General features: G+C 40.3%; 20 protein-coding genes and 4 tRNA genes. 17 read left to right on the top strand and 7 right to left on the bottom strand.

From position 1 onward, the window contains the following. Positions 1-589 precede the first annotated feature (589 nt). Positions 590-1,264, bottom strand: a complete 675-nt coding sequence (locus tag LS71_RS02640) for an XRE family transcriptional regulator (RefSeq protein ID WP_034354825.1) — start codon at positions 1,262-1,264, stop codon at positions 590-592. 182 nt (positions 1,265-1,446) lie between these two features. On the opposite strand from LS71_RS02640, the gene LS71_RS02635 reads away from it, so the two are divergent. The 10 genes from LS71_RS02635 to LS71_RS02595 all read left to right on the top strand — a co-directional run bounded on the left by LS71_RS02635 (position 1,447) and on the right by LS71_RS02595 (position 5,950). Next, complete coding sequence (locus LS71_RS02635; protein WP_034354828.1) at positions 1,447-1,641, top strand: helix-turn-helix domain-containing protein; 195 nt, start codon at positions 1,447-1,449, stop codon at positions 1,639-1,641. A 92-nt stretch (positions 1,642-1,733) separates the two neighbouring features. Then, positions 1,734-1,985, top strand: coding sequence for a hypothetical protein (locus LS71_RS02630; protein ID WP_034354831.1), 252 nt, complete (start codon positions 1,734-1,736; stop codon positions 1,983-1,985). Between the two features lie 9 nt (positions 1,986-1,994). Further along, positions 1,995-2,954 carry an antA/AntB antirepressor family protein gene (locus LS71_RS02625; RefSeq protein ID WP_034354833.1) on the top strand — a complete coding sequence of 320 codons (960 nt, stop codon included), beginning with the start codon at positions 1,995-1,997 and terminating at the stop codon, positions 2,952-2,954. A 17-nt stretch (positions 2,955-2,971) separates the two neighbouring features. Continuing rightward, a complete protein-coding gene (locus tag LS71_RS02620) occupies positions 2,972-3,217 on the top strand; it encodes a hypothetical protein (RefSeq protein WP_034354836.1) in 246 nt (81 codons plus the stop codon). A 9-nt stretch (positions 3,218-3,226) separates the two neighbouring features. Next, a complete protein-coding gene (locus tag LS71_RS02615) occupies positions 3,227-3,769 on the top strand; it encodes a sigma-70 RNA polymerase sigma factor region 4 domain-containing protein (RefSeq protein WP_034354839.1) in 543 nt (180 codons plus the stop codon). Next, positions 3,766-3,936, top strand: a complete 171-nt coding sequence (locus tag LS71_RS09420; protein ID WP_194145646.1) for a hypothetical protein — start codon at positions 3,766-3,768, stop codon at positions 3,934-3,936. The genes LS71_RS02615 and LS71_RS09420 overlap by 4 nt, the downstream gene beginning before the upstream one ends. Positions 3,937-3,944: 8 nt before the next feature. Then, positions 3,945-4,178 (top strand): hypothetical protein, encoded by a 234-nt coding sequence (locus tag LS71_RS02610; protein WP_034354842.1) that lies wholly within the window; start codon positions 3,945-3,947, stop codon positions 4,176-4,178. A 91-nt stretch (positions 4,179-4,269) separates the two neighbouring features. After that, positions 4,270-5,142 (top strand): hypothetical protein, encoded by an 873-nt coding sequence (locus LS71_RS02605; protein ID WP_052058023.1) that lies wholly within the window; start codon positions 4,270-4,272, stop codon positions 5,140-5,142. A gap of 102 nt (positions 5,143-5,244) precedes the next feature. Further along, entirely contained in the window at positions 5,245-5,481 is a 237-nt protein-coding gene (locus tag LS71_RS02600; protein ID WP_034354845.1) for a hypothetical protein, read from the top strand. Beyond that, on the top strand, positions 5,465-5,950 hold the full coding sequence (locus LS71_RS02595) for a hypothetical protein (RefSeq protein WP_052058025.1): 486 nt from the start codon (positions 5,465-5,467) through the stop codon (positions 5,948-5,950). The genes LS71_RS02600 and LS71_RS02595 overlap by 17 nt, the downstream gene beginning before the upstream one ends. Here LS71_RS02595 and LS71_RS02590 read toward each other — a convergent pair. From LS71_RS02590 to LS71_RS02570, 5 genes are all read right to left on the bottom strand, one after another. Beyond that, positions 5,931-7,004: a tyrosine-type recombinase/integrase gene (locus LS71_RS02590; protein WP_052058027.1), complete on the bottom strand. Its 1,074-nt coding sequence runs from the start codon at positions 7,002-7,004 to the stop codon at positions 5,931-5,933. The genes LS71_RS02595 and LS71_RS02590 overlap by 20 nt on opposite strands. Positions 7,005-7,289: 285 nt before the next feature. Continuing rightward, a tRNA-Ser gene (locus tag LS71_RS02585) sits at positions 7,290-7,377 on the bottom strand. A gap of 34 nt (positions 7,378-7,411) precedes the next feature. After that, positions 7,412-7,486, bottom strand: a tRNA-Cys gene (locus LS71_RS02580). Positions 7,487-7,512: 26 nt separating this feature from the next. Further along, positions 7,513-7,600 (bottom strand) — tRNA-Leu (locus LS71_RS02575). A gap of 93 nt (positions 7,601-7,693) precedes the next feature. Beyond that, a tRNA-Gly gene (locus tag LS71_RS02570) sits at positions 7,694-7,768 on the bottom strand. A gap of 105 nt (positions 7,769-7,873) precedes the next feature. Here LS71_RS02570 and LS71_RS02565 point away from each other — a divergent pair. After that, on the top strand, positions 7,874-8,071 hold the full coding sequence (locus LS71_RS02565; RefSeq protein WP_138109800.1) for a hypothetical protein: 198 nt from the start codon (positions 7,874-7,876) through the stop codon (positions 8,069-8,071). On the opposite strand, the gene LS71_RS02560 is transcribed toward LS71_RS02565, so the two are convergent. Next, positions 8,005-8,931 (bottom strand): hypothetical protein, encoded by a 927-nt coding sequence (locus LS71_RS02560; protein ID WP_034356031.1) that lies wholly within the window; start codon positions 8,929-8,931, stop codon positions 8,005-8,007. The two genes, LS71_RS02565 and LS71_RS02560, sit on opposite strands and share 67 nt — an antisense overlap. A gap of 224 nt (positions 8,932-9,155) precedes the next feature. Here LS71_RS02560 and LS71_RS02555 point away from each other — a divergent pair, with 224 nt between their 5' ends. The 6 genes from LS71_RS02555 to LS71_RS02530 are packed head-to-tail and all read left to right on the top strand — an operon-like array spanning position 9,156 to position 15,332. Continuing rightward, a complete protein-coding gene (locus LS71_RS02555) occupies positions 9,156-10,310 on the top strand; it encodes a succinyldiaminopimelate transaminase (RefSeq protein WP_034356034.1) in 1,155 nt (384 codons plus the stop codon). Positions 10,311-10,318: 8 nt separating this feature from the next. Continuing rightward, positions 10,319-11,638: a UDP-N-acetylmuramate--L-alanine ligase gene (gene murC, locus LS71_RS02550; protein WP_034356037.1), complete on the top strand. Its 1,320-nt coding sequence runs from the start codon at positions 10,319-10,321 to the stop codon at positions 11,636-11,638. Continuing rightward, positions 11,638-12,009, top strand: a complete 372-nt coding sequence (locus tag LS71_RS02545; protein ID WP_034356040.1) for a hypothetical protein — start codon at positions 11,638-11,640, stop codon at positions 12,007-12,009. Before murC ends, LS71_RS02545 begins: the two co-directional genes overlap by 1 nt. Positions 12,010-12,015: 6 nt before the next feature. Next, positions 12,016-14,244, top strand: a complete 2,229-nt coding sequence (locus tag LS71_RS02540; RefSeq protein ID WP_034356043.1) for an endonuclease MutS2 — start codon at positions 12,016-12,018, stop codon at positions 14,242-14,244. A 48-nt stretch (positions 14,245-14,292) separates the two neighbouring features. After that, entirely contained in the window at positions 14,293-15,024 is a 732-nt protein-coding gene (locus LS71_RS02535) for a hypothetical protein (RefSeq protein ID WP_034356046.1), read from the top strand. A gap of 11 nt (positions 15,025-15,035) precedes the next feature. Then, positions 15,036-15,332 carry a DUF3240 family protein gene (locus tag LS71_RS02530; RefSeq protein WP_034356050.1) on the top strand — a complete coding sequence of 99 codons (297 nt, stop codon included), beginning with the start codon at positions 15,036-15,038 and terminating at the stop codon, positions 15,330-15,332. Positions 15,333-15,345: the final 13 nt, after the last annotated feature.

Genomic DNA, 15,345 nt, shown 5'->3' with positions numbered 1-15,345 from the left:
TCTTGGAAAGGACCCATAGAGGTTAAGCTCTAGCAATCTTACATAATTTTCCACAAACTCATAATCTCGCACATTCTTATAATATTAGGGCTTATGCAAAATACATGCTATAAAAGTGTTGTCTCCATAAAAAATTAATATTCACTTAAAAGCGCGTTACAAAGCGTGCTATTTTTTGGATACAGATTCTGCAATTAAGAGTTAAGCTTTGCAAAACTCCCCCGCAAAAGCGCGCCATATTTTTGCATTTACTTCGTGCGCTTATATATGCTCACTCCCCCCACACCTCGCGCCTGTAAGCCTGCTATGCAAGATACTAGATTTGTCGGAATTATGCGCGGGTTGTATCTTGTAAATTCAGCGGAGTTTAAGCGTTTGTATCCTGTAAATTTGTCGGACTTTAAGGTTTGGATTCACCCTCTAATTACGCCGATTGTATATGCCATTTTAAGCGGATTTTAAGCATAATATTCCACATAAATAAGTGCCAAAATGAGCATAAAAAGTACAAAATAATCACGCCACAAAACAAAAACAAAAGATAAAAAAGATTTAAAAATAAGAGAGATGAAAAATGAAAGGAGAGAAGTTAGATGATAGCGCGGAGGACTTTGCCAATGATGCACACGATAGTTTGTGTGTCGCACTCTATGCGATAGCTCCTGTAGTCTTTATTGGCGCTAATAATGTCAATGTCGCCATTTGGGAGCTTTTGGAGAAGCTTCACCATAAGTTCATTATCATAGTTAAGCACATAAAGCCCATCGCCTTTCCATGCACTATCCTCCTCAAAAATCACCCAGCTATCGGGCAAAAGCATTGGTATCATCGAGTATCCATCTACTTGAATGATACGCATTTTGTTGATTCTATTCCCTATGCTCTGCGGCGTCTTAAAAAAGGCTTTATCAATGCATATCACCTCCCCGCTCTCATAAGATTCTAGCTCGATAATCTCATTGCCTCCGCCAGCACTGGCTTTAATATTAAGCTTTGGGATAGTGTAGAAGTCGTGCAAATTTTGGCTATTTGCTTTTATAAGGCTACTGCTTGGGAATTCTTGGTGCGTATGTTTATCGGTTTCCGCTAAAAAAACATCTTTGACGTCATTTGCGTTGAGTGCTTTTAAGATTTTTTTCAAAATGCCTATTTGTATAATGTCCTCCTCTTGCTCATATCTACGAATAGTGCGCTCTGATACGCCTATCCTTTCGGCAAGCTCTATTTGAGTGATTCCCCTTTCCTCACGCAGTTCTCTTATCATGTTAATCCTTTCGGCTAAATTTTTCTTATAGCTTGACAATAGGCAAAAAATATCCTAAAATATATAATGATTTGTTTATACTCTACCATAAAAAGAGTAAAGTAACAATAAATCAATGTTCTGTATCGGCTGGGCTGTGGGTATCATACCTCAAAGGATTAACGATAATAAAGGAGTGTGGAATGACACATCAAGAGAGTCTTAGTCAAGTAATGTCCAAAAAAGGTATAAAACTGCGCACTTGGGCAAAAGCCAAGGGCTTAAGTGAAAAAGACATAAGGATACTTAATCAAATATCCTTTGGAGCTATCAAGGGTAAGCGAGGCAGAGCGAGAGAGCTAAAGAATTTGCTTATGCAAGAGGGTTTTATAGCCTAAAAAAATTTGCAAAGTAATAGGACAAAAATAACCTATTAATTAGTCTCACAAAAAACAGGTCAAAATTTTCTTAAAGCCACAAAGGAGCAACAATGAAACACATCGCATTAGATGAATTCACAAAACTTAAGCTAGAGGTGTGCGCTATGGACAAAAAAAGTGTGCAGCTAGAGCATACGCTGCTTATAAGCGCGCTAAGAATGCACAAGCAAAGCATAAAAGTGCTTTTCCCGCACAGGCATTTAAGCACACAGATTGCGCAGCAGCTCAAGCAGCACTTATACTACGCGCGCGCCATACAAAAGCAGCAGAGCTTTCTGCGTGCAAATGAAAATCATAAGTAGGAGGCAAACATGATAAGTTTTTTTAACATCACGCAAGTAGATTTCCAAAATGAGCGAGCAAATGCCATAAATGCGCGCGAGCTGCATGAGAGGCTAGGCATTAAGCGGGATTTTAGCCACTGGATTAAAAGCCGCATTGAGGATTGTATCGCGGTGCAAGGGCAGGACTATATCATCTTAAAGGGTGCGGAGAGCGCAGGGCAAAGCACGCGAAACACACAAGGCACACATGAGCGCATAACACAGGTAACACGAGCGCAAACAATGGAGCAAATCACGCCCAAAGAGCGCACGCTCCCGCGTGTAGTGCCGCTCAAAACACCCCTTAGCGATATGATAAAAGCAGCAGCAAGCCCTCATAAGCACTACGCGGGGTTAGGCAAAAATAAAGCAGATGCCAAAGATTTGCTCGCCAAAAAAGACGAGCAAATAAACAATGAGGCAAAAAGCAATGTGGGTGGTAAAAATAAGATTGACTACATCATCACGCTCGCTTTTGCTAAACACATCGCCATGCTTGAGCGTAATGAAGTGGGCTATGCCATTAGGCAGTATTTTATCGATTATGAGGTGCAGAGTGTGCGCACAAAAAGCTTGGGTGCGAATATTGGCGGGATTTTAGAGCTTATAAAGAGCCAAACGCAAGCCCTAGAGCGAGCAAATGCCCACCTCATCGAGCTTAAACAAGAGGGACAAGCCTTTGATGAACGCATAAGCTTTTTAGAATCCACAAAGCGCCTTGAGGCGTGGCAAGAAAAGGCTTTGAGCGATGAGGTAAAAAGCAAAGTTTATGAGCTGACCGCCTCCTTTGCGCCCACACAAAAGGAAATTTCTATCCACTATCGCGCTATTTATCGGCGCTTGAAGCAAAAATACTATGTAGCGCGCTATAGCGAGATACCCAGCATTAAGTTTGATGAAGCACTGCAGTTTGTGCGCAATCTTAGCATTAGTGATTTAGTGCATTAAATCTTAAAGGAGTGAAAATGAGTAGTTTAAATTTTAATCAGCAGCTTATTATCGCGGCAACACAGAGCATTATTGCGCGCTATGGCATAGCACTAAGCGAGGAGGATTTAGGCTCTATCTTTGGGCTAAATCCCCAAACCATACGCAACAAATTCACACAAGGTGCAAGCGATATGCCACGCTACACACAGCTAAAGGGCAAGCGTGTGGTAATGGCGTGCGATTTGGCAGCCTTTATGGTGGATAATGAGCGTAAATTCTAAGGCAAGCTTATGCGTGAGCCACACAAAGCACTAGAGAGGCTTAAGAGCCTTTATCCAAAAGAAGTAGAGGTGGTGCATACCTTTAATGCGTGGGATAGAAAAATGTATTTTATCTATATTTTGCGCACTCAAGGGGAGTTTTTATCCCCAAGTGATTGGATTTTGCGTAGGGACTGCGCGCAGATGAGCTTTGAGCAAATCGCGCAAAAAATGCACCTAAATCCCAAAGAAGTGCGCAGAATCTACAAAGAAGCCATAGAAAAAATAAGGAGCAATTTAATGGTGAGATATGTCATTATAGCTCATTCGCTCAAGGGCTGGAAGCTCTTTGAATGCGAAGTGAGAAAGGATATTGAGCAGGGAGATTTCAAGGCAGTTTTGCGCAAGAAATGCGATGAGGTCTTTGAGAGGATTGGCGAATGCAATGTGAGCTTTGTGCCAAATGCTATGGGGTTTAATGTGGAATCTTACGCACTTTTGGCACTTTCTACGCCCTCCAATGTCGTAGTGTGGGAAAATAAGCAAAAGGGCTACAAAGGAGCGCTAGTATGAGCAAAATAGGGCTAAAGCGTATAAAGATGATACGAGGGCAAAATGCAGACTATAGCCCGCGATTTTATTTTGTAAGCGGGGGAGCAATCTTTGCGCGCGCTGGCTTTGAATGGGCGTATAAAAATGGCTTTACATATAAATTTGTAGATGTGCTTAAAGATTATTAGGAATAAAAATGATTTTAACAGCGAGACACAAGGAGAATGGCAGAGGATTTAGCGTGATTGTGAGCTATACGGACAGAAAGATTGATTTGCGTGAGCTAAAAAAGATTTTTGCACTAAAGCACAAAGAGCGGAATCTAGAAGCAGGCGCATATGCGATGGTGCTAGAGAAAAGCTGCGGGGATATTGTTTGTAAGCTTGATGCGTGCGAATTTTATTTACAAGATACGCCCATGCTCTGCTAGTTTAGCATTTAGCTAAGCTAGCTCCCGCACGGACATTAGTTTAGCCAATGTGGCAATACATTTAAGACAAAATATAGAAAAGTAGGGGATTATGCGTAAAAAATACAGCATCGGTATAGATTCTTATCGCTTTTGTATTCCCAAGAGTATAGCGCTTAAGTTTCTAAAAAAGCTTGAGCTTTACTCAAAACTACGCAAAACCACACGCAATGCGCAGGTTGATATGTATGTGAAAGATAAATTTAAATCACAAAATCCTAGCGAGCTAAAATATCCGCTAAATATTCGCTATATCAACCTTAAACGCGGTGTTAAGAGCTTGTCAAACACTATTTTAGTGCTAGAAAACACTAAAGAGCTGCACGAGTTAGCGCGCAAGCACAAAAAGAAGCTAGATTATTATGTGATGATTGTCTTTGCGGGGCTACATCAGCCAAGCAAGGATATAGAAAGTTATGTTTTTAGCGTGCTGGCTAAGTTTCTAAGGCGTTTTAAGACTTATAGCTTTGATTTGGCTATGGATTTTGAAAGCGCGCAGGAGGTGAGCTATAAGGCAAAAGAATGGCTCTCTAGCAAGCTTTTAAAGTGGAGCAATGGCAAGATTATAAGCGTGGGCAAGAGTTTGTATGCTAATCACATTCTAGATTCTAGTAAATATTTTAAGCTAAATAAAATTTTGCTCTATGATAAATTCCATAAGCAAAGATTCTATCATAAAGAAAATATCCCGCCCGAGCTTTCGCAGTGGCGCAGGCTGGAGCTTACCTTTAATATTAAGAGCAAATTTACGGCACTTATTGAAAATGAGGGCATAAATGAGGCGATTGATGTGATTAATGACATTGGGCGTGCCATTGGCGCATGCTCTCTTGTGGGCTGCAATATCAATATACTCTCAAAACAAGTGCGTATGCTGCTAGATTTGCGCCATAAATATGTGTTTAAGGCGTGGATTAAAGGGTAAATTATAAAATCAAGTAGCACGGGATTGGGCTATTGCGGCTTATTGTTTATAATGTGTTATTATGCGGTATTTTGTAGTATTAAACTAAATGCGAGGTGTCAAATGGGTAAAAATATAGACCTTGAGCAAGACTTTAGTAGCCTAGACACAAGAGAGTTGGTAGAACAAGCTATAGATGAAGCCTTTGGCGATGATAACGCTAAAAATGTAGGCTCTATTGAGAATCATTGTGATGAGGCGTTGAAAGATTATTACATTAAGCTAGCGGATAACGATTGTAAAGCTAAAGAAAGGCAACGGCATATGTTAGAGAGCTTTAAAAATGATGCAAGATTCTAAAAGCAGAAAAGAGCAATTTTTAAGCCAAGAAAATGTTAAGCTCCTTGAAGCGCAAATCTGTGAAATTTGCGAATTTTATAAAGGCAAATATGGAGCAAGCATCGTGTCTGGTAAATATGTGAAAAACGCCCTCATAGAAACGATAAGGTATTATATAAGGTATCTCAAAGAGTTTGATTGTAGGGTGAGTAGCCTTGATTTTTACAAAACTTACACTTGGCTTGGGTATTTTTTAGCAGAGCAGCTAAAATCCCAAGATATGAGATACAGGGTGCTTTGCGTGGTGGTGTGGAGGTGTGAGCAGGAGTTTAAAAACCACTTTGAGCATAATGAGTTTTTACACAAAATGCTTAAGCTCCTGCAAAATGAGCTTGATGGCAATAGTGAGTTTGGTATAGGCAAAAATGGATTTTATATGATTATGAAAGCCATATCCCTTGCCAAATCCCCTACGCCTCCCACAGCTTAGCCACATACTCCGCGCCACTTTGGGGTAAAAGATGCGCATAACGCATAGTCATTTTTATATCTTTGTGGTTAAGAAGCTTTTGGATAATGTGAATGGGCGTGCCTGCTATGGCAAGATGTGAAGCAAAAGTGTGGCGCGTGCTGTGGATTACGACCTTATTTTTTCTATCATTTGGTGCAGTGTGTTGATTAAAGAGCGTGTTAAGCAGCCTTTGTGCGCGGCGTCTAAAGGTGCGCTCGGGTGTGGTAAAAATCTCATTTTGTGCGCGTTTTTGATATACCTCTAAAGCTTTGCGCGCTTGGGTGTCCAAAAAGCCGCTGTATTTGGAATTATTCTTAAAATCCTGCAGCGCGATAGTGCCGCTTTCAAAATCAATATGCTCTAGCTTGATATTTCTCAGCGTGTTTAGCCGCCCACCAGTGCAAAATGCCAGCGCAAAAAATGCATACATCTCATTATCTATCTTTTGTGCTTCTTTTAAAACCGCACTCACCTCGTCTTTAGACATAAACCGCTCGCGCGCATTATCGACTTTGAGACGCTTTACAGCTTGAGTGGGATTTCTAAAAACCAAATCATACTCATTCTTTGCCCACTCTATGAGATTATTAAGCCTATCGATAAGCTTATTTATGGTTTTGTTGCTTTTATTTTGCGCTAGATGCAGCATAAAATCATTGATATGCTTTGGGCTAATATCTTGGATTTTATACGCACCAAATGCAGGTAGGATATGCAGCTCACACTGCCCTTTGTAGTCTCTATAAGTCTCACTTTTTGTGTGCAGCTCCAAAATGCGCAAATATCGCGGCATAATCTCTTGTATAGTTGGATTTTGCATATTTTTCGCCTCTTTTACTTCCTGTAAAAGCCTAGCGCGCTCAATACTAGCTTTTTTCTCACTGCACCCCTCATTTTTTGTGCCTACCTTGACTTCTTGTCGCTTACCCTCTTTATCCATAAATCGCACATAATAAGCTATATCGCCATTGCTTAGGGCTTTAGAGCGCACGCCCTCATATTTTTTACTAGTTTGATTTTGCTGTTTTTGCATTTCTGTCCCCTTTTGTTTTATAGGGTTTGCTGGGGTATGAGCTTGGAAAGCCCTTAAATATGTGAGTTTGTGACTCTTTTTGGGGCTAATCCTGTCCCCACTCTGTCCCCACTCTGTCCCCAAAACCTTATTTTTTTGCATTATTTTATGTTATTTTAGATGATTCTATGAGAATTTACAAGCCTAGCATTAAAACTTTGAAAGCACGATGCTATGGTTATTTGGTAAGATTTATATTCTGAAAATGATTAAGGGGGATTTTGTAGAAAATGTGTAGAATCGTAATGGCCGGGAGAGAGGGATTCGAACCCCCGGAGGTGTGACCCTCAACGGTTTTCAAGACCGCCGCTTTCAACCACTCAGCCATCTCCCGTTTAGCTTTCTCTCAATTTAATGATAATGCACATTGGAGGCGACACCCAGATTCGAACTGGGGAATCAAGGCTTTGCAGGCCCATGCCTTACCACTTGGCTATGTCGCCGCTTTAGGATAAATGAGAATCTAAGGTGGTGCCCGAGACCGGACTTGAACCGGTACAGACGCAATGTCCGAGGGATTTTAAGTCCCTTGTGTCTACCAATTTCACCACCCGGGCTTTATCATAACACTCAAATAACACTAAGCCCTTATCAAAACAACCAACACACAATGAATAAGATTAAGGGATTTAATAGATTCTATAACAAGTTGGAGCGGGAGACGGGGTTCGAACCCGCGACCCCAACCTTGGCAAGGTTGTGCTCTACCACTGAGCTACTCCCGCATCACTCAAATGTAAAGAGTAAAAGCTGCCATTATAACAATGCTTTACTAAAAAATCAAGCTTTGCGCACTAATTTAAGCATATTTTGCGTAAAAATAGCGCTCAATGCCTACTAAATCCCCCCTAGATTCTGTAAAATATATAGAATCTCGCGCTAGATTCTGTGCAAAAGCTCTGCTCACAGAATCTAAAAAAAATGAAAAAGTGGATTGTGTAAATTTTATAGAATCTAAAGCCTATGGCAGCGTGCCATCAGGCATTCTAAGCAGATTATCGCCCGCATCTATTCTGCCTCTGTTATAGAGCCTATACACAAATCTTTTAGTCCCCAAATTAAAAGCATTTATCAAGCGATAGAGCACAAAATAGCACAGCCACATTATTATAATGACCAGACTCACGGGATTTATAGCAATGGTTAGAGCCAGCAAAAACGCATGCAGCGCAAAATCTACCACTCCATCAAAGAAAATATCCCACAAAGCGCCACAAGTCTTGCTAAAAGACTTTGTATCTTTGGTGAAAAGCTGCACAGATTTATCATACAAAAATATAGAATCTTGCTTAATCTCAATGCCATATTTTTTTAATCCCTCCCAAACGCCTTTTGTATTTTTTACAAAAACGCTCTGTGTGCGCTCAAAAGTTTTAGTCTTATACTCGTAGTTTGCATAAAAATAGCAGGCAAAATAGGCAATCACAAAAGGCAGCACAAAGACAAGAAAAAGTATCAATCTTTTGAGATAAATGGTAGTGTAGAAATAGGCTTTAGCGTATTTTAGAGAGGCTATGCCTAAAGTTCTTGCCCTAGCAAATGTAGAATCTAAAAATTCTTTGCTTGCATATTGCGGCTCTAAGCGACTATGAAAATCCCTCTCCACCACATTTATAGCCTCATTAACCTCGCCTCTTTTTAAAAGAGAATCTATGCCCGAATACGCATCAAGCAAAATCTTAGAATTATGATGCGAGCCGTCCTCACTACTTTCGGGCTGAGCTTGCGGAAAGGTGATAATGCGATACAAAAAGATAAAAAAACTCAACAAAACAAGCACATATTTTTCAAACACAAAGGCAAAAATACTAAGAGAAAAGCTCACCAAACCAAGTCCAATGAGCGCCATAAAAATAAAAACCGCAATGGCAAAGATAAAAGTAAGCATACTACTCCTAAGTAATTTTGATAATGGCTTGTAACGACTTTTTGCTTAATTTTGACTGAGTGAGTATCAAGTGAGCAAATTTATAGAATCTAACCTTAAGAAATGAAGTTGATAGATTTGGCTTATGCCTCAAAGATAGAATCTAAAGCTAAAATATGGTTATTTTGCTATATAATCCCACCTTTGCAAATCTGCAAACTTCCCAAATATTTTAAGGACATATTGTGCTAGATACATTTCAATCCTATCCCTTTGAAAAGCTGCGCGCGCTGCTCTCACAAAGCACAGCACCCAAAGAAAAGCAACTTTTTACGCTCACCATTGGCGAGCCGCAATTCCCCACACCGACAAATATCATTAAAGCTTGGCAAGATAGCGCGCCTTTACTTAATAAATATCCCAAATCAAGCGGCGAAGATGAGCTAAAAAGAGCGCAATTAGACTTTATTCGCGCGCGCTTTGGGCTTGAGCTGCACTTAGGGCAGATTATCCCTACTTTTGGCACGCGTGAGGTGCTTTTTAATTTTCCGCAATTTTACTTATTTGGCAAGCAAACGCCAACTATTGCCTATCCTAATCCTTTTTATCAAATCTATGAGGGAGCTGCCCTTGCGGCAAAAGCGCGCATCGTGCTTATGAATCTTACTCAAAAAAATAACTTTAGCCCACTTCTTAGCGAGCAGGAGCTTAAAGAAGTAGATTTAGTCATTCTTAATTCTCCTAATAATCCCACAGGCAGAATCCTTGATTTGCCCTCTTTGAGTGAATGGGTGCAAAAGGCGCTAGAGTATGATTTTGTCATTATTAATGATGAGTGCTATAGTGAGATTTATGAGCACACTAAGCCTCCTAGCATACTTGAGGCTTGCATTCACGCGGGCAATCCTACTTTTAAAAATATTTTAGCGCTTAATTCTATTTCTAAGCGCTCTTCCGCGCCGGGCTTGCGCAGTGGATTTATCGCTGGTGATGAAAGCATTTTGGCAAAATACAACCTTTACCGCACATATTTGGGCTGTGCCTTGCCCCTGCCATTGCAAAAAGCCGCTACTATCGCGTGGAGCGATATGCACACGCCAGAATCTATACGCCACATTTATGCGCAAAATCTCTCTTTAGCGCGCGAAATTCTAAGCTTGAATAAACAGCAACTCTGCCCTTATACTTTTTATGTATGGCTTGAAGTGGGCGATGATGAGGACTTTTGTAAATTTGCGTATGAAAAATATGGCGTGCTTACGCTGCCGGGCAGTTATTTAGGGCGCAATAGTGAGGGCAAAGGATTTGTAAGAATAGCCCTTGTGTATGATAATGACGCTACTAAAAAGGCACTACTTGCCCTAAAAGATGCACTACATCACTACAAATCATTAAAATAGGGGAATAAATGAAAATACATTTTATAGGCATTGGTGGCATTGGCATTTCGGGTTTGGCAAAGTATTTACGCGCGCAAGGTGTAGAGATTAGCGGTTCAGATATTGCGGAGGGCAATGCCACTAAGTATTTGCGCGCGCAAGGTGTAGAGATTAATATCCCCCATAGCGCGCAAGCTATCACTAATCAAGATTTAGTCATACACTCCGCTATCATTAAGCCAGATAATATCGAAGTGCAAGAAGCGCACAAAAAAGGCATTAAAGTGCTTTCCCGCAAAGAAGCGCTAGCCTTTATCTTAAAAGAAAAGCGCGTTTTTAGCGTATGCGGCGCACATGGGAAATCCACCACAAGTGCGATTTTAAGCAGTCTTTTCCCTCAATTTGGCGCTATTATTGGTGCAGATTCTAAAGAATTTGGCTCAAATGTGCGCGAGGCAAAGAGTGAATGCATTATTTTTGAAGCTGATGAATCTGATAAAAGTTTTTTAAATTCTAACCCCTACTTTGCCATTATCCCTAATGCCGAGCCAGAGCATATGGAGAGCTATAATCATAATTTAACAGAATTTTACGGCGCGTATGATGAGTTTATAAATAAAGCCAAAAAGCGCGTATTTAACCTAAGCGACCCATATTTAAAAAATCTTAAAAATATAGAATCTATCGCCCTTGAGCCGAGCACGGATATTAAAAATATACAATTTTATCTCCACAATGATGAGCCACAAACCAGCTTTGAGCTTAAAGATTATGGCTCATTTCATGTATGGGGCTTTGGCGAGCATACAGCTCAAAATGCGGCTTTAGCGATTTTGTGCGCCATAGATGAGCTAGGCTTAAAAGCACTAGATTCTATAAAGGCAAATTTGGCGCATTTTAAGGGCATTAAGAAGCGTTTTGATATTTTGTGTAAAGGGCAAACGACTATCATTGATGATTATGCGCATCACCCTACAGAAATTACTGCTACGCTTAAAAGTGTGGCTATTTATAATGCGCTTAAGCCTCATGCAAAAGTGATTGCCATTTGGCAGCCGCATAAATATTCGCGTGTGCTAGATAATTTAGAATCTTTTGTGCGCTGTTTTGAAAATGGCTGCGATGAATTGGTGATTTTGCCTGTGTGGAAGGCGGGAGAGGCGCATATTGATATTGATTTTGCTACACTTTTTGCCAAATACAACCCCACATTTGCCACACATCTTAAACTCAATAATGGACATATCGAGCTTTATAATGATAAAGAACATATTAAAACTCTGCAAGATGCGCTTATCATAGGGCTTGGTGCAGGCGATATTACCTATCAATTAAGAGGAGAAAAGTAATGGGCTATGTGATTTTCATACTGACTTTATTGCTTTTTGTGCTAATAGGGCTGTTTATTGGCAAAAACAAAGGGCAATTTTCTAAAAAAACAAAAATAATCCTTGGCATATCGCTGCTTGGCATTGCGCTGCTTATTGGGCTTTATAATATGCTACAAGATACAGAATCTAAAAAGCTAGATTCTATAAAGAATGCTTTTTTAAATCATATGCCCCTGCAGTGCAAAAATGGCACGCAAAGCTTGCAGGTGAGTGGAGAGCATTTCACGCTAAGCTATGGCACGATGAGCTTTCAGGGCAAGGCAGATTCACCCTTTGCGTATGTGATTATCCCGCTGCAAACATGTGAGATAAAAAATAATAAAGACTAATATGCAATGCACTATGAAAATCTCATCTCAAGGCTTGATATATATGATTTTTTAGCGCATTTTGGCTCATATTTTGCGCGCGAGAAATCATTTGTTTTTGAGGGCGATAGGCAGTTTTATGCCACGCTTTTACAAGAGCTTGATAAAGGGCTTAATATAGAGCTTGCTCCACCCCCACTGCTTCCAAAGCTTGACACACCCCTTGTGCATTTGCAAAAATATGGCACTTTAAGGCTAGAAGAGATTTTTGCCTTTGTGCAGCTTGTGGATTATTTTTGCTACCTTAAAAGGACGCTCTTAGAATCTACGCCGCGCGCGCAGGCGTGGCTTGATAAAATCATTATCCCCAAAGCCCTAGATGAAATGCGCGCTATTTTTGATAGTAATGGGCAGATTAAAGATGGCATTTACGCGCAGTTAGATAGCCTAAAGTTGCGCATTAAGCAAAATAAAATACAAATTGATGAGCAAATCTCACGCCTCCTGCACACAAACGCGCTTGCTCCTTATTTGGTGGATAATAACCTGCACTACATTAATCAAAATGAATGCCTTTTGCTTAAAGCTGGCTATAATCACGCTATTAAAGGTATGGTATTAGAGCGCTCAAATAGCGGCTTTTTCTACCTTATGCCAGATTCTATAATCGCACTTAAAAAAGAGCAGAACACCCTAAAAGACACACTAGAGCTTAGCTTGTATGATATATGCAAAGACTTTTCGCAAATGCTTAAAAAACATCATGCATTTTTAAAATTTCTAAATATGGCTTTTGATACTTTTGACCATATTTATGCGCGGCTTAGCTTTGCTAGGGCGAATAATCTCTCATTTATCTACCAAATGGAGCATAAGCAAAAAGATATTATTTTGCATGAGTTTTCACACCCTGCCCTACAGAATCCAAAACCTTTAAGCATTGCCTTTAAAGGCGATGTGCTAATGATTACAGGCGTGAATGCTGGTGGGAAAACTATGCTTTTAAAATCTATTCTTAGTGCTTGCTTTTTATCAAAATTTCTCCTGCCATTAAAAATTAACCCCCACCATTCACAAATCCCCTATTTTAAGCATATTGTGGCTATTATCAGCGACCCACAAAATAGCAAAAATGATATTTCAACCTTTGCTGGGCGTATGCTTGAATTTTCACGCATTCTTAATACGCAAAATCTCTTGCTTGGCATTGATGAAATTGAGTTAGGCACGGACGCTGATGAAGCCGCGAGCCTGTATAAAGTGCTGCTTGAACATTTGTTGCAAAATCAAGCAAAAGTGCTGCTCACCACTCACCACAAGCATTTAAGCGCACTTATGGCGAGCAATCCACGCGTGCAGCTCTGTGCGGCGATGTATGATATACAAGCCCAAAAGCCGCTTTTTAGCTTTCTTGATGGAAGCATTGGGAAAAGTTATGCCTTTGAGAGCGCGCAAATCTATGGCATTCCCTCTTCACTCATCGCGCAGGCTAAGGCGGCTTATGGAGCGGACAAAGAGCGGCTTAATGAACTCATTGAGCGCTCAAGCGAACTAGAGCTTAGTTTGCAAGCCAAACAAAAAGAGCTGCAGGCAAGCATTGCATCTTATGAGCAAAAACTAGAGGGACTTAAAGCACAAGAGTATGCACAAAAGCGCGCCTTTGAGGAGCTAAAACATAATTTAGAATCTACCTACCACAAAGCTACGCAAGCCCTTAAATCCGCGCTTAAGACACAAGATTCTAAACAAATGCACAAAGCCTTTAATAACGCACATCATATTTTAGCCCAAACGCCCAATCCCACGCCACCAAAGCCGCCAAAAAAGCTTAAAGTCGGCGATAGGGTGAAGTATAAAAATACCAAAGGACGCATTCTTAGCATAAATGGCAATATGGGCGTAGTGGAGCTTGATAGTGGCTTTAAATTAAAAGAAAAGTTAGAGCATTTAAGCTTTTCTAGCGCGCCTATAATCACGCCCAAAACGCCACAAATCAAAGTCACCCACAATAAAAGCGCACACATTAAGCTTGATTTGCATGGAATGCGCGGTGAAGAGGCGATTGAAAAACTTGATGAATTCCTCTCAAGCGCGCTCATTGCCGGATATGATGAAGTGCTAGTGTATCATGGCATTGGCTCGGGAATTTTAAGCAAACTCGTGCGAGATTTTCTAAGCACTCACCCAAAAATTTTAAGCTTTGAGGACGCGCCAGCTAATATGGGCGGCTTTGGGGCAAAAATTATTAAACTCTAAGATTTTTGTGCTAAAATCGCTGCTTTATTTTAAAAAAAAGGATTTTTTATGGCACTTTTTCAAGTCAATATGCCGCCACTTCCTGAAAATCAATTTCCCATTCACTATATACACAACACCCCTACATTGCGCAAGGCAAAGAGATTATGGATAGCCTCATTTATTATTATGCTTATAGGAATGTTTGCTATAGGTGCGATGTATGGCGCATTTGCTACAATGGATATGTATGATTATACCGAGCTTAAAACACCTGATATGCTTGGGTATATCATTAATTTTATTAGCACAATATGTATGTTTTTTGCCTATTTTTATATCTCAAAGCTCGCTCTAAGGGCGCGCCTTTTTAAGCTCTGTATCGCGCAGCTTGTCTTTTCACTCATTGGCACTCTTTGCCTAAGCTTGGTGGATACGCCTTATGAACCTGTGGGTGCGCAAGACTGGTTTGTAGGGCTATTTTGTCTCATTGCGCTACCTGTTTTGATATATATTTTTTATCAAATGAATAGAGAATTAAGCTTTATCACCGATGAAAAATGGTTTTTGAAATCCACAAAAATGATGCTTTTTGGTCTAGTGCTGCTGCTTATCATAGGCGTTGGCGCGATAATATTGGCTACCTCTGTGGGAGCAAGCAGCGTGATTGCGGTCATACTTTCACTGGCATTTACTGCCACACTTATTTTTATATTTGTCGCAATTGTTATGTATATCGTGGCTATTTTTAAACTGCGCTTAGTGATTGCCTACGGGCAGAATGTGCCTAATCCACTCTAAAGGATTCTATAATGGGCGAGCCAACTTTTAGTATTGATATTTATTTTAAACATACCTTAAAAGATTCTATCGTCGATATGTTGCTAGAAGATGGATATGATGATTTTTTCTATATCCATTGCGCTAAATACGCCTCAAGCTCGCTTTTAGAGAGTGCCTCCGAGCAGGTAAGCGGCAGGCAAGAATATGGGCTGTTTAAGCTATTTTTGAGTGATGAGCAAAAAGTGCAGTTTATCACCAATAAACTTCTGCAAGCCTTTGGGAGAGAACATATTAGAATCTACGCACATTCTGTTAATCTTTTCTAATCATCTAGCCTAC

This window comes from Helicobacter jaachi (assembly GCF_000763135.2).
GTDB classification, from domain to species: domain Bacteria; phylum Campylobacterota; class Campylobacteria; order Campylobacterales; family Helicobacteraceae; genus Helicobacter_C; species Helicobacter_C jaachi.
Note: the sequence above shows the minus strand (reverse complement) of the source record. Positions and strands in the feature narration are given on the sequence as shown.